The organism is Pseudomonas sp. Irchel s3f10, from assembly GCF_900187515.1.
Taxonomy (GTDB): Bacteria; Pseudomonadota; Gammaproteobacteria; order Pseudomonadales; family Pseudomonadaceae; genus Aquipseudomonas; species Aquipseudomonas tensinigenes.
The window spans coordinates 452,127-471,587 of sequence record NZ_FYDZ01000001.1; the positions used below are offsets into that span (position 1 = coordinate 452,127).

Annotated in this window: 19 protein-coding genes and 1 pseudogene; 5 read left to right on the top strand and 15 right to left on the bottom strand. The window is 59.2% G+C overall.

From position 1 onward, the window contains the following. The first annotated feature begins 158 nt into the window (after positions 1-158). Complete coding sequence (locus CKW17_RS01960) at positions 159-2,285, top strand: TonB-dependent siderophore receptor (RefSeq protein ID WP_095119012.1); 2,127 nt, start codon at positions 159-161, stop codon at positions 2,283-2,285. A gap of 652 nt (positions 2,286-2,937) precedes the next feature. Here the strand turns inward: CKW17_RS01960 and CKW17_RS01965 are convergent. From CKW17_RS01965 to CKW17_RS01980, 4 genes are all read right to left on the bottom strand, one after another. After that, positions 2,938-3,936, bottom strand: coding sequence for an NADP-dependent oxidoreductase (locus tag CKW17_RS01965; RefSeq protein WP_095118463.1), 999 nt, complete (start codon positions 3,934-3,936; stop codon positions 2,938-2,940). A 56-nt stretch (positions 3,937-3,992) separates the two neighbouring features. After that, a complete protein-coding gene (locus CKW17_RS01970; RefSeq protein ID WP_095118464.1) occupies positions 3,993-4,832 on the bottom strand; it encodes an alpha/beta fold hydrolase in 840 nt (279 codons plus the stop codon). Positions 4,833-4,837: 5 nt separating this feature from the next. Beyond that, complete coding sequence (locus tag CKW17_RS01975; protein WP_095118465.1) at positions 4,838-5,620, bottom strand: SDR family oxidoreductase; 783 nt, start codon at positions 5,618-5,620, stop codon at positions 4,838-4,840. A 61-nt stretch (positions 5,621-5,681) separates the two neighbouring features. After that, positions 5,682-6,782: an alkene reductase gene (locus tag CKW17_RS01980; protein ID WP_095118466.1), complete on the bottom strand. Its 1,101-nt coding sequence runs from the start codon at positions 6,780-6,782 to the stop codon at positions 5,682-5,684. A gap of 141 nt (positions 6,783-6,923) precedes the next feature. On the opposite strand from CKW17_RS01980, the gene CKW17_RS01985 reads away from it, so the two are divergent. Both CKW17_RS01985 and ycaC (CKW17_RS01990) read left to right on the top strand, forming a co-directional pair. Next, on the top strand, positions 6,924-7,520 hold the full coding sequence (locus CKW17_RS01985; protein ID WP_095118467.1) for a TetR family transcriptional regulator: 597 nt from the start codon (positions 6,924-6,926) through the stop codon (positions 7,518-7,520). Positions 7,521-7,648: 128 nt separating this feature from the next. Beyond that, positions 7,649-8,281, top strand: a complete 633-nt coding sequence (gene ycaC / locus CKW17_RS01990; RefSeq protein ID WP_007916011.1) for an isochorismate family cysteine hydrolase YcaC — start codon at positions 7,649-7,651, stop codon at positions 8,279-8,281. A gap of 66 nt (positions 8,282-8,347) precedes the next feature. Here the strand turns inward: ycaC (CKW17_RS01990) and CKW17_RS01995 are convergent, their stop codons facing one another. The 3 genes from CKW17_RS01995 to CKW17_RS02005 are packed head-to-tail and all read right to left on the bottom strand — an operon-like array spanning position 8,348 to position 11,891. Continuing rightward, positions 8,348-9,586: a nucleoside permease gene (locus CKW17_RS01995; protein ID WP_095118468.1), complete on the bottom strand. Its 1,239-nt coding sequence runs from the start codon at positions 9,584-9,586 to the stop codon at positions 8,348-8,350. A 42-nt stretch (positions 9,587-9,628) separates the two neighbouring features. Next, positions 9,629-10,711 (bottom strand): sugar phosphate isomerase/epimerase, encoded by a 1,083-nt coding sequence (locus CKW17_RS02000; RefSeq protein ID WP_095118469.1) that lies wholly within the window; start codon positions 10,709-10,711, stop codon positions 9,629-9,631. Beyond that, entirely contained in the window at positions 10,701-11,891 is a 1,191-nt protein-coding gene (locus tag CKW17_RS02005; RefSeq protein ID WP_095118470.1) for a Gfo/Idh/MocA family protein, read from the bottom strand. Before CKW17_RS02005 ends, CKW17_RS02000 begins: the two co-directional genes overlap by 11 nt. Positions 11,892-12,068: 177 nt before the next feature. Between CKW17_RS02005 and CKW17_RS02010 the strand changes: the two genes are divergently transcribed. Beyond that, entirely contained in the window at positions 12,069-13,079 is a 1,011-nt protein-coding gene (locus CKW17_RS02010; RefSeq protein WP_095118471.1) for a LacI family DNA-binding transcriptional regulator, read from the top strand. 189 nt (positions 13,080-13,268) lie between these two features. After that, a complete protein-coding gene (gene ycaC / locus CKW17_RS02015; protein ID WP_007916011.1) occupies positions 13,269-13,901 on the top strand; it encodes an isochorismate family cysteine hydrolase YcaC in 633 nt (210 codons plus the stop codon). A 170-nt stretch (positions 13,902-14,071) separates the two neighbouring features. On the opposite strand, the pseudogene CKW17_RS02020 reads toward ycaC (CKW17_RS02015), so the two are convergent. The 8 genes and pseudogenes from CKW17_RS02020 to CKW17_RS02055 form a co-directional block, all read right to left on the bottom strand. Next, positions 14,072-14,176, bottom strand: a pseudogene (locus CKW17_RS02020) (cell filamentation protein Fic); the annotation flags it as partial. Then, positions 14,173-14,436, bottom strand: coding sequence for a hypothetical protein (locus CKW17_RS02025; protein WP_095118472.1), 264 nt, complete (start codon positions 14,434-14,436; stop codon positions 14,173-14,175). The gene CKW17_RS02025 and the pseudogene CKW17_RS02020, both read right to left, overlap by 4 nt. A 143-nt stretch (positions 14,437-14,579) precedes the next feature. Next, entirely contained in the window at positions 14,580-15,503 is a 924-nt protein-coding gene (locus tag CKW17_RS02030; RefSeq protein ID WP_095118473.1) for a LysR family transcriptional regulator, read from the bottom strand. Positions 15,504-15,596: 93 nt separating this feature from the next. After that, a complete protein-coding gene (locus CKW17_RS02035; RefSeq protein ID WP_095118474.1) occupies positions 15,597-16,307 on the bottom strand; it encodes an SDR family NAD(P)-dependent oxidoreductase in 711 nt (236 codons plus the stop codon). Between the two features lie 49 nt (positions 16,308-16,356). After that, positions 16,357-17,013, bottom strand: a complete 657-nt coding sequence (locus CKW17_RS02040; protein ID WP_095118475.1) for a DsbA family oxidoreductase — start codon at positions 17,011-17,013, stop codon at positions 16,357-16,359. After that, entirely contained in the window at positions 17,010-17,225 is a 216-nt protein-coding gene (locus CKW17_RS02045) for a 4-oxalocrotonate tautomerase family protein (protein ID WP_016987787.1), read from the bottom strand. Before CKW17_RS02045 ends, CKW17_RS02040 begins: the two co-directional genes overlap by 4 nt. Before the next feature lie 181 nt (positions 17,226-17,406). Then, a complete protein-coding gene (locus CKW17_RS02050) occupies positions 17,407-18,102 on the bottom strand; it encodes a tRNA (adenine(22)-N(1))-methyltransferase TrmK (RefSeq protein ID WP_305883371.1) in 696 nt (231 codons plus the stop codon). A gap of 145 nt (positions 18,103-18,247) precedes the next feature. After that, complete coding sequence (locus CKW17_RS02055) at positions 18,248-19,297, bottom strand: NAD(P)-dependent alcohol dehydrogenase (protein ID WP_095119013.1); 1,050 nt, start codon at positions 19,295-19,297, stop codon at positions 18,248-18,250. Between the last annotated feature and the right edge of the window lie 164 nt (positions 19,298-19,461).

The window sequence follows — 19,461 nt, forward strand, 5'->3', positions numbered from 1 at the left end:
ACGCCCTGCCAGGATGGAGTCATGAGTCCGGCTCACGAATCCTGACCAACATGACAAATAAGAATAAGTTTCAATTACACGATCTCTGGTATACCATCCGCGCCGCTGTTCTGGCGGTTTCACCCTTCGTTCTGGCCTATTCACAAGGTTTTCATTTCATGCGTCGTACTCTGCTTTCCATTTGCGTGCTGCAGGCGTTGTCTTCTTCCTCGTGGGCCGAACAGGCCGATTCAACCACCTCAACGCTTGAGCTGGACGCAACCGACGTGGTCGGTACAGCGGATTACGAACGGGCCGACGGCCCGGTGCAGGGTTACCGCGCGACGCGCTCGGCCAGTGCCACCCGTACCGACACCTCGATCCATGAAACCCCGCAATCGATCAGCGTAGTGACCAAGGATGCGGTCGAAGACCTCGGCGCCACGCGTCTGCAAGATGCACTCGACTACGCCGGCGGCGTTGGCCGGGCGAACAATTTCGGCGGGCAGGGGCTGACCACATTCACCGTGCGCGGCTTCACCACCGGCGAGTTCTACCGCAACGGTTTCCCGATCAATCGCGGCTACCCGAACATGCCCGACGCCAACACCATCGAGCGTCTGGAAGTGCTGCGTGGGCCGGCAACAATGCTCTACGGTCGTGGCGATCCCGGCGGCACCTTCAACGTTGTTTCCAAGCAGCCGTTGGCCGAGCGCACGGTCACGTTGGGCAGTCAGTTGAATGATCAAGGCATGAAGCGCGGCACGCTGGACGCTTCCGGCCCGCTGGATGAAGAGGGGCGCCTGGCCTACCGACTCAATGTGGTGGGCGAGGGCGGCGATACCTTCCGCGATCACGTCGAGACCGAGCGCTACGGCATCACGCCGGTGCTGACCTGGCAGGCCAGCGATGCCACGCGAGTGATTTTCGAGGGTGATTTCATGCGCAACAATCATCCGCTGGATCGCGGCGTGACGCGTTACGCCAAACAGATCGGCACCGCCTCGCGCGACACGTTCTTCGGCGAGAAAGACGCCGGCAAATTGCACAACGACAACAACATGGCGCAACTGCGTTTCGAACATCTGCTCAATGATGACTGGACGCTGGGCGGTGGTTTCCAGTGGCTCGACGGCTCGCTTGAGGGCAATGCCATCGAAGCCAACGGCATTGCCGATGACGGTCGAACCCTGGGGCGCAATTTCAACTACCGCAAACTGGAGTGGACCGACAAGGACACCCAGCTCAATCTGACCGGGCATTTCAGCACCGGTGGCTTGCAGCACACCTTGCTGACCGGTATCGAATACGAAGATTACGACTACAAGTCGATCATTCAACGCTCCAGCGGCGCGGTCGGCGCCTACCCGATCGACATCTTCGATCCGGTCTACGGCCAGCCACGTCCGGCGCTGACTCGCACGCCGACTCACGACAAGGAAAACCTCAAGACCTACGCCGCATTCGTCCAGGATCAGGTGGCGTTGACCGAGCGTCTGAAGGTGCTGGCCGGGGCGCGTTTCGAGCGTTTCGAGCACGACTACGAAACCTACGTGCCGGGCGGCAAAAACTGGCAGGCCAGCGACAACGCGGTGACCCCGCGTATCGGCGTGACCTACGACCTGACTGACACGCTGGCGGTCTACGCCGACACTGCGCGCTCGTTCAAGCCCAATACTGGCGCGAGTCGAACGGGCGGAGGCTTCGCCCCGGAGAAAGGCAAATCCTACGAAATGGGCGTCAAGTGGGAAGCGCTGGACCATCAGTTGAGCGTCGATGCGGCGATCTATCAGATCGAAAAGCGCAACGTGCTGACCACCGATCCGGTGGACTCGACCTTCAACGTCGCGGCCGGGGAAGTGCGCAGCCGTGGTTTCGACCTGAACGTCGCCGGCAACCTGACACCCGAATGGCGCGTCATCGGCGGCTACGCCTACGTGGATGCCGAAGTGACCAAGGACAATGTGATCCGCTCGGGCACGCGGCTGATGAACATTCCGCAGAATAGCTTCAGCCTGCTCAACGTTTACGAGTTTCAGGACGGCGCGCTAAAAGGCCTGGGCCTGGGTACCGGACTCAAATATGTCGACGAACGCGCCGGGCAAACCGCCAATACTGCCTTCTCGATGGACAGCTACACCGTAGTCGATTTGCTCGGTTTCTATAAGGTCAACGAGAAGGTGCGGCTCAATCTTGACGTGAAGAATCTGTTTGATCGGGATTATGAAGAGGGCGCGTTTGGTAATGTCTACGCCTATCCGGGCGCGCCGAGAACCGTGCAGGTGGGGATTTCCTACACCTTGTAAGCCGAGTTCGACGCTGCAACGACGGCCCCTCACCCCAGCCCTCTCCCGGGGGGAGAGGGAGCCGACCGAGGCGTTTTGGGTTATGCATCGACCTGACAGATCGCGTCGATTACGGGTCCATCCGCAATGCTTGGCGGTATTGGATTCACAGCCGTAATTGCACATCGGCGTTCATCGCCAATATCCCCCAATCGGTTCCTTTCCCTGCGGGAGAGGGAACCTTATGCATCGACCTGACAAATCGCGTCGATGACGGGTTCATCCGCAATGCTTGGCGGTTATGGATTCACAGCTGTTATTGCACGTCGGCGTTCATCGCCAATATCCCCCAATCGGTTCCCTCTCCTGGGGGAGAAGGCTAGGGTGAGGGCAGCTGTTTCGGCACCCGCCACTTAGCCAGTGACACTACCTTCCGGTGTTTTTCCAGCAAACCCATGCGCGTTGAACACCTAGGGCTCAAGCATCAAGGGCCGCCAGACGATCGGAGCAACGCCAAGTATTGCGTTGTGCCGCTTGGGGTCGGGCGTTTCGTGGTTCGCGGGTTCAGGTGGGTGTTTGTTCTCCGGGTCTTGCAGTTCGTCAGCGGGGGGCTTTTCGGTGTCGCAGGCAACGTTATCCATGGGTCTTTCGCCAGATGATTACAGGCAGGCAACTATTTGATCTGCACGATTACCTTGCCTTTCGCACGGCCCTGTTCGACGTAAGTCAGGGCTTCGCCCGCTGACTCGAAGGCGAAGGTGCGATCCAGCACGGGCCTTATCACACCGGCTTCAATCAGGGAGGTGATTTCTTGCAGTTGTACGCCGTTGGCTCGCATGAACAGGAAGCTGTAACGGACATCCTGCTTGCGCGCCTTGCGCCGAATGCTCAGGCTCAACAAGCGCATGACTTGCCGCAGCGGCCACGCCAGGCCCTGCGCCTTGGCGAACTCGGCAGTTGGCGGGCCTGATATGGAAATCAGCTGACCACCCGGTTTGAGTACCTTCAGCGAGTTTTCCAGAACGTCGGTGCCGAGGCTGTTCAGCAACACGTCGTAGTCGCGCAGTTCCTGCTCGAAGTGCTGCTGTTTGTAATCAATCACCACGTCTGCGCCCAGCGCTTTAACCCACTCGACATTCGCGGTGCTGGTGGTGGTCGCGACAACAGCGCCGAGGTGTTTGGCCAGTTGAATGGCGATGGTGCCGACACCGCCGGAACCGGCGTGAATCAAGACCTTCTGACCCTTTTGCAAACGGGCGATGTCGACCAGCGCTTGCCAGGCTGTCAGGGCAACCAAGGGAATGCCGGCGGCTTGTTCCATGCTGAGGTTGGCGGGCTTCAACGCCACAGCGTTTTGCTCGACGGCGATTCGCTCGGCGAACGTGCCGATTCGTTGTTCGGGCACGCGCGCATACACCGCGTCGCCGGGCTTGAAACCCTTGACCGCTGCGCCAACCGCAATCACCACACCGGCACAATCGTTGCCCAGCACCAAGGGGAATGAGTACGGCAGAATCAGTTTGAATTCGCCGCTGCGAATCTTTGAATCGAGTACGTTGACGCTGGCCGCGTGGACTTCAATCAGCACGTCATGGGCGCCGGGTACAGGCTCGGAGACATCGCCAATACGCCCGTTCTGCTTGCCATAGCGATCGATAAAATAAGCTTTCATGGTGGGGACGGCTCTCACGGTTCTGGGGGAGGGCAGGGTTGCCTGAGCAGATGGGTTCAGCTATCGAGAAACGCCTGTGCCTTGCTGACAAAGTCAGCGTAGTTCTGGAAAATCGCGCCGTGTCCGGCGTCTTCATAAATGATCAATTGCGCGTAGGGAATCCGCTTCGCCAGATCAATCGAGTTGACCGTGGGCACCATGATGTCGTTGTCACCGTTGACCACCAGCGTCGGAATTTGCAGGCCGCCAAGGTTCTGTGGCGTCTGTTTTCCCCATGCCTTGATGGCTTTCAACTGCCGCAGAAAAGTGCTGGGTGTCGGGCGCTTGTCGCGATCTTTGCGGCGTTCTTTCAGGCGTTGCAAAAAGTCTGTCGCGGCCCGCCGTCCGTTGGCGGTTGTGGTGAAAAACAGGTGGAACTTGGGATCGCGCAGGGTCAGCAAGCCCTTGAACATCAGTGGCCAGGAAACCGCACCGACCTTGGCGATACCGACTCCGCCAGCAGGTCCGGTGCCGGTCAGAATCAGGCGCCGCACCAAGGCGGGTGCTTTGAGCGCGATATCCTGAGCAACGAATCCGCCGAGGGAGAAACCCAGCAGATCGACGCTGGTGAATTCCAGCGCAGCGATCAGGCTGATGACGTCGTCGGCCATCTGCGCGACGGTCAGGGGCGCCGTGCCGCCTGAGCCACCGACACCGCGATAGTCAATGGCGATCACGCGCCGGGTTCGCGCCAGACCATCGACGATTCGCGGGTCGAAGTCGTCAAGAGCTGCGCCCCAATGATTGAGCAGGATCAGCGGCACAGCCGTTTTCGGGCCGAGGTCTCGATAGGCGAAGGCCGTGCCGCCAACCAAAATCGATTGGTTGGCGGCTGTGATGAACGGCATTTGTTCCATTGCAATCACGCCAGATAGCGCTGGGCGACCGCGGACTGGCGGATCTGTGCCAGCAGGCCCTGCCGCGCGGTCTGCAAGGCATCCCAGCGTTCACCTTCATGCAGCGGCGGAATGGTCACCGGCTCGCGACGATCAAAACCGACCAACGCTGCATCGACCAGATCGCTGACTTCCATGATCTCGCTCAAGGTGTTGATATCGATGCCCGCGCGATCCCAGATCTCGGTACGCGTCGCGGCCGGCAGCACGGCTTGCACGTAGACGCCCAGTGGCGACAGTTCCAGGCTCAGGCCCTGAGACAGAAACAGGACAAACGCCTTGGTCGCGCCGTACACCGACATGCCGAACTCCGGGGCCAGACCGACCACCGAGCCGATGTTGATAATCGCGCCGTCACCGGCCTTCGCCAGACGGGGAGCGATGGCGCTGGCGAGCCGCACCAGTGCCGTGGTGTTGAGGGCGACCAGATTGGCCACTTTATCGGTGCTCTGCTCGATGAAGTTGCCGGACTGCGCGGCGCCCGCGTTATTGACGAGGATGCCAATGCGCGCATCGTCGCGCAGGCGCGTTTCGACGGTGGTCAGGTCTTTGAGTTGGGTCAGGTCTGCCTGAAGCACGTCCACGGTGACGCTATGCTCGCTGCGCAGTTTCGCGGCGAGTGTTTCCAGGCGCTCAAGATCGCGGGCGACCAGCACCAGATCATGCCCGCGTTGAGCGAAACGTTCGGCGTAAACCGCGCCAATGCCGGTGGAGGCGCCAGTGATCAGAACAGTAGGGTGGGCGTTCATAGGGTCATCTCTTTTCATAAAAACGATTAAGGAGAGGCAGTAAAGGCGCTGGGGGCTCGGCTTACTGAGCAGCAGCGCTCCATTCAGCCAGGGTCGGGTAGTCGATGTAGCCTTCTGCGCCACCGCCATACAGGGTGGCGGGGTTGAATCCGGCCAACGGCGCACCGGCCGCCAGGCGCTCGACCAGATCGGGATTGCCAATGAACGGGCGACCGAAGGCGATCAGATCGGTGTGGTCCTCGGCAATCCGCGCGTTTGCCAGGTCGAGGTCGTAGCCGTTGTTGGCGATGTAGGTGTTTTTGAAACGCTGGCGCAGAGCGCCGAAATCGAACGGCGCGACATCGCGCGGCCCGCCGGTTGCGCCTTCGACCACGTGCAGATAAACGATGCCCAGCGCATCGAGTTGCTCGACGATGTAATCGAACTGCCCTTGCGGGTCGCTGCTCGACACCCCGTTGGCCGGCGACACCGGCGAGAGGCGAATGCCGGTGCGATCTGCGCCAATCTCGGCGACGACCGCGGCCGTCACTTCCAGCAACAAGCGCGCACGATTTTCAATCGAGCCGCCGTAGGCATCGGTGCGCACGTTGGCGCCATCCTTGATGAATTGATCGAGCAAATAGCCGTTGGCACCGTGGATTTCCACACCATCAAATCCTGCGGCGATCGCGTTGACCGCTGCCTGGCGGAAATCGTTGACGATCCCCGGGAGTTCGCTGATCTCCAGTGCTCGCGGCGCGGAAACGTCTTCAAAGCGGTTGTTGACGAACACTTTGGTCGCCGGGCGTATCGCCGAGGGCGCTACAGGTGCGGCGCCGTGTTCTTGAAGATCAACATGTGAAACACGACCGACATGCCACAGTTGCAGAAAGATCTTCGCGCCTTTTTCGTGCACCGCAGCGGTCACCTTGCGCCAGCCATCGATCTGCGCCTGCGTGTAAATCCCCGGGGTGTCCTGATAGCCCTGGCCCTGTCGGGAGATCTGCGTCGCTTCAGAAATCAGCAGGCCAGCGGAGGCGCGTTGACTGTAATAGGTGGCCGCGAACTCACTGGGCACAAAACCTTCGCCCGCTCGATTGCGAGTCAACGGTGCGAGAACAATTCGATTCGCCAGTGTCAGGGAGCCAAGCGTGTACGGCGTAAACAGATTTTGATCGGTCATGGGGTTGGATCCGTGCCTGTGGATGAGCAGCGATAATGTCTGTAATTAGGATGATGATCGAAATCTAAACTGTCAACGGTTTTGATTATGGCCGACATCTATGTATCATCTGCGCATGATTTTTCAGCGGAGGTATTGCACGTGAGAGTCACCAAAGCCCAGGCGCAGGCAAACCGCGAGCACATCGTCGAGACCGCTTCGGTGCTGTTTCGTGAGCGAGGTTTTGACGGTGTCGGCGTTGCGGATCTCATGGCGGCGGCCGGATTCACCCACGGCGGTTTCTACAAGCACTTCGGCTCGAAGGCCGACCTGATGTCCGAAGCCTCGGCCAACAGCCTTGCGCGCTCGTTGGTCGGTGCCGAAATGGTCGATGTTCAAGGCTTCATCGACGCTTATGTGTCGAAAGAACATCGGGACGGGCGGGGCAGCGGTTGCACCATGGCCGCTTTGTGCGGCGACGCCGCGCGTCAGTCTGACGATGTGAAAACGGCGTTTGCCGATGGGATCGAACGCACGCTGCAGACGCTTGGCGACAAGTACCCGACAGGGCCCGACGCGGCATCTGGTGAGGGGCGAGTGAAAATGATCGACATGCTGGCGCGGGCGGTTGGTGCGATTATCTTGTCTCGGGCCTGTCCGGCTGATTCAGCGCTGGCCGATGAAATACTTGCGGTATGCCACGCTGAGATGACCGCGTCGTTGCTGATGTCTGCCGACAGTGCAGAAGTGGCTGGTTGATCGGCATTGTCCCTTTTGAGTTGACGGTGAAACGCTTTTCAGCCGATTTATCCCGTCCCTGTGCGTCAGTAATCTGTACCCAACTTGAACGCAACAACAACTTCAAAAACTCAAAAGGGAAGCAGACCATGACCACTCCAACCTACAACCGCCTCAACAAAGACGATGCCATCGTGCTGCTGGTCGATCACCAGACCGGCCTGATTTCGCTGGTGCAGGACTTCTCGCCAAACGAATTCAAGAACAACGTGCTGGCCCTTGCGGATCTGGCCAAGTTCTTCGAACTGCCGACAATCCTCACCACCAGTTTCGAACAAGGCCCGAACGGCCCGCTGGTGCCAGAGTTGAAAGAGATGTTCCCGGATGCGCCGTACATCGCTCGTCCAGGTCAGATCAACGCTTGGGACAATGAAGACTTCGTGAAGGCGATCAAAGCCACCGGCCGTAAACAGATCATCATTGCCGGCGTGGTGACGGATGTCTGCGTAGCGTTCCCGACCTTGTCGGCGCTGGCGGAAGGGTTTGATGTTTTTGTGGTGACTGATGCGTCCGGCACCTTCAACACCACGGTGCAACAAGCCGCATGGAGCCGCATGACTCAGGCTGGCGCACAGATGATGAACTGGTTCTCGGTGGCCTGTGAGCTGCACCGCGACTGGCGCAACGACATTGAAGGGCTGGGTAACTTGCTGTCGCAGCGTATTCCCAACTACCGCAACCTGATGAACAGCTACTCGGCGCTGACCGCTCAGCAAAAGTAAGCCTGCGCGATGTAGACGAAAAGCCTGCCCTGAAAAGCAGGCTTTTTCTGTTTTCTGCCGGCGTCTCTAGACGGTCGACGGCATTCCCTCCTTTTCGCCGCCACGGACCTTGAACGCGACTGCGAAACACAGCAGAACCACCACCGAAAATCCTGCCGGGAACAGCCATATACTTCTCCAGTCGTGGCCGTTTTGCGCGGTGAAGTGGTCAGTGATTTGACCCGCCACCCAGAATCCGATCAGCATGCCCACACCGTAAGTGGCCAAGGTGATCAGGCCCTGAGCCGAGCTGCGGAAGCGCTCGGGCGCTTTGGCATCGGTGTAGATCTGCCCACAGACGAAGAAAAAGTCATAACACACGCCATGCAGCGCAATACCGATCAGCAGCATGAACGCTTGGTCACCATTGTTGCCGTAGGCGAACAACACATAGCGCAAGGCCCAGGCCAGCATGCCGACCAGTAAGGCAATCTTGATGCCGAAACGCTGGATGAACAGGGGTAGCAGAAGCATGAACAGCACTTCGGAGACCTGACCGAGGGCCATCTTCGCGGTGGGGTTGGTGACACCGATTTCGGCCAGAAACGGATTGGCATTCTGGTAATAGAACGCCAGAGGAATGCAGATCAGGATGGACGCGAGAAAGAACACCAGATAGCTGCGATCCTTGAGCAGGCCCAACGCGTCCGCCCCCAGCATCTGTTTGATGCCAGGCGCATCGGCGGTGGATTTCAACGGTGCGGTTTTCGGCAGGCTGAAGCTGTAGAGCCCCAACACCAGCGAAGCCACGGCAGACATCAGGAATGTGTTGCGCAAACCGCCCGCAGCAATCGCCTGTTGAGCGTCCCAGGCAAAGCCGAAACTGATCACGATGCCGGCGACGATCCAGCCAACGGTGCCCCACACGCGGATGCGGGAAAACTCCCGGGCCGGGTCTCTGATCTGTCGGAAGGCTACCGCGTTGACCAGGGCCAGGGTTGGCATGTAGACCAGCATGTACGCCAGCACATAGGGATAAAACGCGCTGAAATCAGCTGCCCGATAAAGCTGAAAGAGCAGCACCGCACCCACCAGGTGCAACACCGCCAAGATGCGTTCGGCATTGAAAAAACGATCAGCAATCAGACCAACGACAAAAGGCGCAATGATCGCGCCCCACGACTGCGTGGAGAACGCCATTCCCACCTGGCCGCCGCTTGCTGCCAGTGTCGTGGTGAGAAAGGTGCCGAGGGTGACGAACCAGCCGCCCCAGATAAAAAACTGCAAAAACATCATGACGCTGAGTCGCGCATTCATTAGGTTCATTTCAATCACCGTATTATTTTTATGTCGGTAACAGCGTTGTCATCAGCGTTCGCCAAGGCCCAGCAGACGCCGGTTGGATTGCTCGTCAGCGCTCACACTGGCGAAATCGTCGAATGCCTTGCGGGTTCGGGTGATCATGTGTCGCTCGATGAAGGTCGCCCCTTCGGCAGCGCCTTGCGCAGCGTCTTTCAGGCAGCATTCCCACTCCAGCACGGCCCAGCCGTTGAAGTCGTATTGAGTCAGTTTGCTGAAGATCGCTTTGAAGTCGATCTGGCCATCGCCCAGTGAACGAAACCGGCCCGGGCGATCAACCCAACCCTGATAGCCGCCGTAGACGCCGGATCGCGCGCTGGCGTGAAACTCCGCGTCCTTGACGTGGAACATGCGGATGCGCGCGTGGTAGCGATCGATGAAGCCCAGGTAGTCCATTTGCTGTAGTAACAGATGGCTCGGGTCATACAGAATTGCCGCGCGTGGATGATGATTCACCGCTTCGAGGAATTGCTCGAAAGAGGCGCCATCGTGCAGATCCTCGCCGGGGTGGATCTCGTAGCAGAGGTCGACACCGGCCTCATCGAAGCACTCGAGGATCGGCAACCAGCGTTTCGCCAATTCGGCAAAGCCCTGTTCCACCAGGCCGGCAGGGCGTTGCGGCCATGGGTAGACGTAGGGCCAGAGCAGGGCGCCGGAAAAGGTCGCGTGGGCGGTCAACCCCAAGCGCTGACTGGCGCGCGCCGCCAGTTTCAACTGGCTGATCGCCCACTCGGTGCGTGCTTGCGGCTGGCCACGCAGCGCTGCCGGGGCGAAGTCATCGAAGAGTGCGTCGAACGCCGGATGCACCGCGACCAGTTGGCCTTGCAGGTGCGTCGACAGCTCGCTGATCACCACGCCGGCCTTGGCGCATACGGCGATGAGTTCGTCGCAGTAATCCTGGCTGTCGGCGGCGCGTTCGAGGTCGATGAAGCGCGTGCCGAGGGTCGGCAATTGAATGGCTTTGTAGCCTTGAGAAGCGGCCCATTGCGCGATGTTGGCCAAGGTATCGAAAGGCGCCTCGTCGGCGATGAATTGGGCGAGAAAAATCCCTGGCCCGCGCATCCCGCTCGGGCGTTGTTGATTAACGTTCATTGGCGGTTGCTCCATTGGCAAGGTCAGGTATTGCAGTCCATTTGGCTTCGCCACAATGATTGGCGATGGCGGTCTCGATGAAGGCCATGCCGCGCAGCCCGGTGGCTATGCCGGGAACGCCCGGTGCGTCAGGACCGCCCGCACCGTTGAAAATGGCCTGCGCGAGGTCGCCGTAGAGATTGGCCATAGCCTCGAGGTAGCCTTCCGGGTGTCCGGCGGGCAAGCGCATGCGCCGCGTGGCGTTTGCGCACAGCCAAGGTTGACCAAGGCCCGAGCGCAGCACGCGCATCGGCTCATTCAAGGGGCGATGGATCAGACTGGCGGGCTCTTCCTGACGCCATTCCAGCCCGCCCTTGTCGCCATATAGGCGAATCTTCAGCGGATTCTCTTCGCCCGCGCACACTTGGCTGGCGATCAATACGCCGCTGGCGCCGTCGGCCATTTTGAACAGCATCGAGGCGTCGTCATCCAGTTGGCGACTGCTCAAATGTGACCCGAGCATCGCGCTGATGAACTGGATGGGTTGACCGGCGACAAATTCCGCGAGGGAAAACGCGTGCGTGCCGATGTCACCGATGCAGCCACCGATGCCGGATTGTTCAGGATTGTCGCGCCAGCCCGCCTGTTTGTTGCCTTCGCCAGCCACATCGCTGCTGAGCCAGCCTTGCGGATATTCGACGAGGACTTTGCGCAGACGCCCGATTTCACCGCTGGCGACCATCTCGCGTGCCTGCCAGACCATCGCATACCCCAGGTAGGTGTGGGCCAGGGCGTAAATTCGCTGGCTGTTGTTGACCACACGGGCCAGGTCCTGCACTTGCGCCAGATTGAGCGCAGCAGGCTTTTCACTGAACACATGGAAACCCGCAATCAGTGCTGCACTGGCGATAGGGGCGTGCAGGTGATTGGGCGTGACGATCACCAGCAGTTCCATGCGCTGATCGGCCGGCAGTGCTTGTTCGGCGGCGAGCATGTCTTGCCAGGCGTCATAGCAGCGTTGCGCAGGCAGCCCAAGCGCCGCACCACTGCGTTGATTGTTGTGGGCGTCGCGGCTGAACGCACCGCAGACCAGTTCGAAGCGTCCATCGAGGCCGGCGGCTTGCCGGTGTGCCTGGGCAATGAAGGCGCCTTCACCACCGCCGACGAAGCCCATTCTTATTTTTCTACCTGCAGCAATCATGGCAATTTTCTCAGTGGAGTCGTGCGGAATATCGATGATGTAACCGGTTACATCGTGGGCGAAATCTAGGCCTGAAATTACCGGGTGTCAAACCGCGTCTGACGAATGCCAACGTTTCGGCGCGTGACGCTGTGCGGTAAGCTCGACGGCCGATTTGATTGAAAGAGCGAGGCAGTCTTGTCCAATATCCGCGAAGTGGCACGGCTGGCGGGTGTCTCGGTGGCAACGGTGTCGAGAACATTGAAGTCCCCCGAGCGGGTGCTGCCCGATACCCGCGAGCGGGTCATGGCCGCCGTCCAGCAAACCGGCTATCGACCGAATTTGATGGCGGTGCAGTTTCGCTCGCGTAGAACGGGAAACCTGGTGATTCTGGTCCCGACCATTGCCAACACCTTTTTCGCCAAAGTGATCAGCGGCGCACAAAAAGCCGCGCAGGCCGCCGGTTACCGGTTGCTGTTGTGCGACACCCAGGGCCAGGCATCACTTGAGCGCCAGTTCGCTGATCTGGTGCACGCCCATCAAGCCGATGGCGTCATTCAGTTGCGCGCCTATGATCCCTTCGAAGAATCTGCCGCCGAGCCAGCACTGACCCCGATCGTCAATGCCTGCGAAGTCATCCGGCACGGACGGCATCCAACGATCAGTCTGGATAACGTTGCGGCGGCCAAAGCCATGACCGAGCACCTGATCGCGATGGGGCATCAGCGCATCGGACTGATCAAAGGACCCAAAGGCAGCCCGCTCACGCGTGATCGTCTGGCGGGGTATGAAGCGGCCCTGCGCGATGCCGGTCTTGCGCTGGACAACACGCTCATCTGTCACGGCGATTTCACCCTGGATGCGGGCTATTCAGGTGCCGGGAAACTGCTCGCGCTCGACAGCCGACCGAGCGCGCTGTTTTGTGAAAATGACGAAATGGCCATCGGCGCGCTCAAGCGGATCAAAGAGCAGGGGCTGCGCGTGCCGGAGGATATTTCTCTCGCCGGATTCGACGATATTCCAATGGCCGCGTACTGCGATCCACCGCTGACGACCATTGCCCAGCCCGCCGAAATGTTCGGCGAGAAAGCCGTGGAAATGCTGATTGCGCTGATCGAGAAACAGCCGTTGCCGCAACGGCATGTGGTGTTGCCGTTCGCATTGACCAAGCGCGACAGCACGGCGCGGGGACCTGCAGCTGATAAATGACCCCGTGACTGCTCCGCGCAGGTTTGTCAGTGGTGCCAGTTTTTCAGACTCACCGGCAGCCGGAAAATTGTCCCTTTCGAGTGGACGGTGAAACGCTTTTCAGCCGATTTATCCCGTCCCTGTGCGTCAGTAATCTGTACCCAACTTGAACGCAACAACAACTTCTAAAACTCAAAAGGGAAGCAGACCATGACCACTCCAACCTATAACCGCCTGAACAAAGACGACGCCATCGTGCTGCTGGTCGACCACCAGACCGGCCTTATTTCCCTGGTGCAGGACTTCTCGCCAAACGAGTTCAAGAACAACGTGCTGGCCCTGGCGGATCTGGCCAAGTTCTTCGAACTGCCGACCATCCTCACCACCAGTTTCGAACAAGGCCCGAACGGCCCGCTGGTGCCAGAGCTGAAAGAGATGTTCCCGGACGCGCCGTACATCGCTCGTCCAGGTCAGATCAACGCTTGGGACAACGAAGACTTCGTGAAGGCGATCAAGGCCACCGGTCGCAAGCAGATCATCATCGCCGGCGTGGTGACAGATGTCTGCGTAGCGTTCCCGACCTTGTCGGCGCTGGCGGAAGGGTTTGATGTGTTTGTGGTGACTGATGCGTCCGGCACTTTCAACACCACCGTGCAACAAGCCGCGTGGAGCCGCATGACGCAGGCGGGCGCACAGATGATGAACTGGTTCTCGGTGGCCTGTGAGCTGCACCGCGACTGGCGCAACGACATTGAAGGGCTGGGTAACTTGCTGTCGCAGCGGATCCCGAACTACCGCAACCTGATGAACAGCTACTCGGCGCTGACCGCTCAGCAGAAGTAAGCCTGCGTGCTGCGGACGAAAAGCCTGCCCTGAAAAGCAGGCTTTTTGTTCATCGCGAAGTCAGACCCCGGAATTCAACAGCGACACCACGGGGAGCGCGGATCATTCAAGAGGCGTTGCTCGATACGCTTTATAAAGTCGCTGAACCTCGGGATCATCCAGGCTCTTATAAAGGAGAGATGCTCGGACTCTTTGACTTCAAGAGGGTCTTTCAGTTTGAGCGAGTTTTGAAGATAACCTTCAGTCTCGAAATCGCCGAAGGGGTCAAAAGTCATGCGCTAAGCTGCCTTTTGCAACGCCTTTTTTCCTGGAGGTAGCGACCTTGAAGAGCCATGATTTCTGCTTTGTTGAGAACACCTTTACGCTTGAGATTGACGAGCAATTGCTCAATGCCATCCAGCTCGACAGCATCACCTGCCAGGCGAGTAATGGTCGCGGCCATGCAGCTCATGTTGTCACGCTCAGCGGTAACCTTATGCTTTTGGGCGAGTTTGCGGACTTCATTCGCAACGCCGCCAGTGGCTGGACTAGTCATTTGAAACCCTCGTTTTCTCCCTCAGAGCATAGCATGGCGCCGGCTCTGTAAATTTTCCAGCAGCCCCCGGTTATCGGCAAGAACATCGCGTTGTTCGGGTTGGCTACGAAACGCCTTTCAACCGATTTATTCCTTGTTCAGCGTTACACCTGCGCCCACTCATCACGAAACTGCAACAGAAAATCGACAAACGCCCTGACCCGTTGCGGCACATAGCGGCCGTGCGGGTAGAGCAAGGTGTAAGGTCGCGAACGTCCGGCGTACGGCTGAAGAACCTCGACCAGGCTGCCGTCGGCCAACTCTTTTTCGACAATGAACTTGTACGTCTGGAATACCCCGGCACCATGCTTGGCCAGGGTGACACCGCCGAGCACGTCATCGGAGCAGGAGTAACCGCCGTCGGAAAACACCTCACGATCGTGGCCATTTTCCTGAAACAGCCAGGAAATCCGCCGCCCGCTGCTGGGCAGTTCGAACTGAATGCATTCGTGTTGCACCAGATCCTCAAGCGTCTTTGGTGTGCCAGCCTTTTTCAGATAATCGGGGGAGGCGACCACCACCAGTTTTGCGTCCTCCAGCAGCCGCGCAACCATGGTCGAATCCGGTTGGGCACGAACACGTATCGCCAGATCGTAGCCTTCGCCGACAAAGTCGATATTGCGGTTGCCCAAGTGGATGTCGACGCTGACGGCGGGATAGAGCGCGCGGAATTTGGGGAGCAGCGGCAGGATACGGTGATGCCCGTAAGTGGTGGGCAGGCTGATGCGCAACTGACCGGACGGTGATGACTGTGCGCCCATGACTTCTTGTTGCGCCTCGACCAGTTGGGTCAGGGCCTGGCTGCACTGGACGAAAAAGTTTCTACCAGCCTCGGTCAAGCGAATGCTGCGCGTGGTGCGGGCAAACAAGCGTGAACCCAATCTTTTTTCGAGGCGAAGAATCGACCGGCTCACGGCGGCCGGAGTTACACCGGCGAGCTGCGCGGCGGCGGTGAAACTGCCGGCTTCAGCGGCGAGGCAAAAGAGTTCGATGCTGCCTAACTGCAAGTCTTCAAAGTGGCGCTTCATGTGAGTACACCGAGGATCAACTGACGGTTCATTCTCAGGCTTATCTCATGAAGCGGCACCGCCGGTACACACCGGCAGTGCTGCGTGGAGGTATCAATGGCCAGCGCTTTGACCACCATCGACATGGAGGATTTCGCCGGTCACGAAGTTCGCGCTGTCCAGGTAAAGGATCGCTTGCACGATGTCGTCGATTTCGCCCATGTGACCAACCGGATGCAAGCTGCCGAGGGCAGCGTGGGTCTCTTCGCCGTGCATCGGCGTTTTGATGATGCCCGGCGATACCGCATTGACCCGAATGCCGCGCTTGGCGTACTCGATGGCCAGCGACTTGGTTGCCGCGTTGATGCCACCCTTGGTCAGCGAAGCGAGCACCGACGGCACGCCATCAATCGCATGATCGACCAAGCTGGTGGTGACGCTGACGATGTGGCCGCTGGCGTTTTTCTCCATTTCGGCAATGGCCAATTGCGAGATGTGGAAGAAGCCGCTCATGTTGGTCGCTACCACTTGTGCGTAGTCTTCCTTGCTGTATTCGGTGAAAGGCTTGGCGACGAAAATCCCGGCATTGTTGACCAGCGTGTCGATGCGCCCGAAGCGAGCAACGGCTTCGCGGATCACGCGCTCGGCGGTCTGCGGGTCGGCGATGTCACCGGCGACGGCGAGAATATCCGGGTCGGTGGACGGTTTGATCGAGCGCGAGGTCGCGACAACCTGATAGCCGCGTTCACGGAAACCCTTGACCAGACCTGCGCCAATGCCTTGCGAGGCGCCGGTGATCACTACAACTTTTTTGGACGTGCTCATGATGTTTCCTCATGCAATCTGGATGGTTTGAATAAACGGATTTCGGAAGTCAGGCGTGAGCCGCAATCTGCGCGGCTTGACGTAACGCTTGCTCGTAATAAGCGACGGACTGGGAACCGGGGATGACCTGTTTGTCATCAAGGACCATGGCCGGAACCGAATCGATGCCGCGCTGCTGGTAAAACCGTTCAAGTTCGCGCACGGCCTGGCTGAATTCAGCGTTGGCCAGAATCTCCCGCGCACGCTGGCTGTCGAGCCCGACTGCGCCTGCCAGTGTCACCAGCGTGGCGTGGTCGTTCGAGTTCATGCCGTCAGTGAAGTAGGCCTTGAGCAAGGCTTGCTTCAACTCACGCTGACGTCCTTGTGTGGCGGCCCAGAACAGCAATCGATGGGCGTCGAAGGTGTTGTGGAAGTGGCTGCGCTTTTCCAGGTCGAAGTGAAAACCGATCTGCTCGCCGCGTTCGATGATCATCGCGTTGCGATCCGCCACTTGCTCAGCGCTGCGCCCGTATTTGCGCATCATGTGCTCGATGGCGTGTTCACCTTCGGCGGGCATGTCGGGGTTCAGTTCGAACGGTTTGTAGGTCAGCTCCACGTCGACTTCGCCCGCCAGATTCCGGATCGCTTGCTCCAGAGCGGTAGCACCCAACGCGCACCAGGGGCAAACGACATCCGAGACGAAATCGATTTTCACGGCCCGGCTCATGACTGCGAGTCCGCCAACTGTTGGCGATATTCGGTGGTGGTGATGCCGGCGTAACCCCAGTTATCGGTGTCGACTTCCTCGATCACGATGTGGGTGAGTTTCGGATCCTTGTGCAGCACCCGCTGCATCGTTTCGGTGATCTCTTTGATGACCTGGGCTTTCTGTTCCCGGGTCACGCCGTCACGGGTGATGCGTACGCTGATGAAAGGCATTTGAGGACTCTCCAGTCGCTGGCCCGTCGAAGTGATGGGCGGCTGTTGGAGAGAACTTTAAGAGGAGGGTGGGAGTTGATAAATGGGGTTTGAGGTACATCATTTGTGATGCGGTGTATCAAGTTAGGGCGCGCGAGCAGTCATGCTGTGCACGCGCCGTCTCAGTGAGTAACGCTGGCGCTCAGGCCAGCAGCTCGGTAATCCAGCGTGTCTGTTGTTTGAGGTCTTGCAACTTTTGCTCTGGCAGGCTTTGTTGAGCATGGGCGAGCTGGCTCAGCGTCTTCTGCTTATGGTGAAGTTTGTGCTGCCATTTGCGCAGAAACTCGGGGCTGCGGGCCTGCATCTGCAAGGGGCCGAAATACAGCTCCTGGTCGGTATAGGTCACCGGTTCGGCGCGTTCGGCGACGATGATTTCGTAGTCGAAGCGGTTTTCCCGCAGAAGCTCTTCGCTGAGGATGCGGTAGCCGTTTTCCATCAGCCAATGGCGCAACGGTTGTTCGCCGCCGTTGGGTTGCAGGATCAGACGTTCCTGGCCGTTGAGGTGGGCCTTGCCGTTGTCGAGGATGTCGCGGATGGTTTCGCCGCCCATGCCGCAGATCGTGATGGCGGTGATGCCGTCGTCAGGTTTGATTGCTGCCAGACCATTGGCCAAGCGCACGCTGATGTGCTGTTGCAGATCATTCTCGCGCACGGTGCGTGTGGCCGCATGGAACGGCGTGGACGCGACTTCACCCGCCACGGCTGCTGCGATCAAGCCACGGCGCATCAGCGCCACCGGCAGATAGCCGTGATCCGAGCCGATATCGGCCAGCCGCGCGCCGGCCGGCACGTGTGCAGCCACGCGCTCAAGGCGCATGGACAATGTCTGTTCGTTCAACGGCAACCCCTGTTCAACACAATCCTGCGGCCTGATGGCAGGCAAAGGGGTGCGACTCTGGCGAGCATCGCCGGGCCTGTCAAATCCCAGCGACGGAATTCAACGGCTGACTGGCAACACCTTGCTGCCAATCAGCCGTTTGCGCTTAGCCCGCCAACGTTGCGTTGTCGATCACGAAACGATACTTCACGTCACCCTTGAGCATGCGCTCGTAGGCGTCGTTGATCTGGTCGGCGCGGATCAGTTCGATGTCGGAAACGATGCCGTGCTCGGCACAGAAATCGAGCATTTCCTGAGTTTCGGCAATGCCGCCGATCATCGAGCCGGCAATCGTGCGGCGCTTCATGATCAGGTTGAACACGTTCGGCGAAGGATGCGACGTCGCAGGCGCGCCGACCAGCGTCAACGCACCATCGCGCTTGAGCAGCACCAGGAATGCATCGAGATCGTGCGGCGCGGCGACGGTGTTGAGGATCAGGTCGAAGCTCTTGGCGTGTGCGGCCATTTCTTCGGCATTGCGCGACACCACAACCTCATCGGCGCCAAGCGCTTTGGCCGCTTCGCGTTTGGATTCAGAGGTAGTGAATGCGACAACGTGGGCGCCCAGAGCGTGAGCCAGTTTGATGCCCATGTGGCCGAGGCCACCGATGCCAACCACGCCGACTTTCTTGCCCGGTCCCGCATTCCAGTGACGCAGCGGCGAGTAGGTGGTGATGCCCGCGCACAGCAGCGGTGCGACGGCGGCCAGTTGCGCTTCAGGATGACGGATGCGCAACACGTAGCGTTCATGCACAACGATGTTTTGCGAGTAGCCGCCCAGCGTCCAGCCCGGCGCATCCGCGGTCGGGAAGTTGTAGGTGCCGATCATGCCGTCGCAATAGTTTTCCAGACCGCTTTCGCAGTCATCGCAATGTTTGCAGCTGTCGACGATGCAACCGACGCCGACCAGATCACCGACCTTATAGTCCGACACATGTGCGCCGACGGCGGAAACGCGACCGACGATTTCATGCCCCGGTACGCATGGGAATTGTGTACCGGCCCATTCCGCGCGCACCTGGTGCAGATCCGAATGGCAGATGCCACAAAAGGCGATATCGATCTGCACATCATGGGCGGCCGGCGCGCGGCGGTTTATCTGCATCGGTTCAAGGGGTTTGTCGCCCGCGTGGGCGCCGTAGGCTTGTACAAGCATGGGAACATCCTCGATCGGTTTGTCGTAAGGCATTGTTTCTTTTCCAGCGCTGCGGGCACTAGTGCATTCCTGTGCAATCCTTGCCTGATCCTGTGCGTTGTTGTGACATTGCGCGGACAGACGCTGGTGGCGTTTGCAGGTAATCTCCCGGTTCACTGACGACA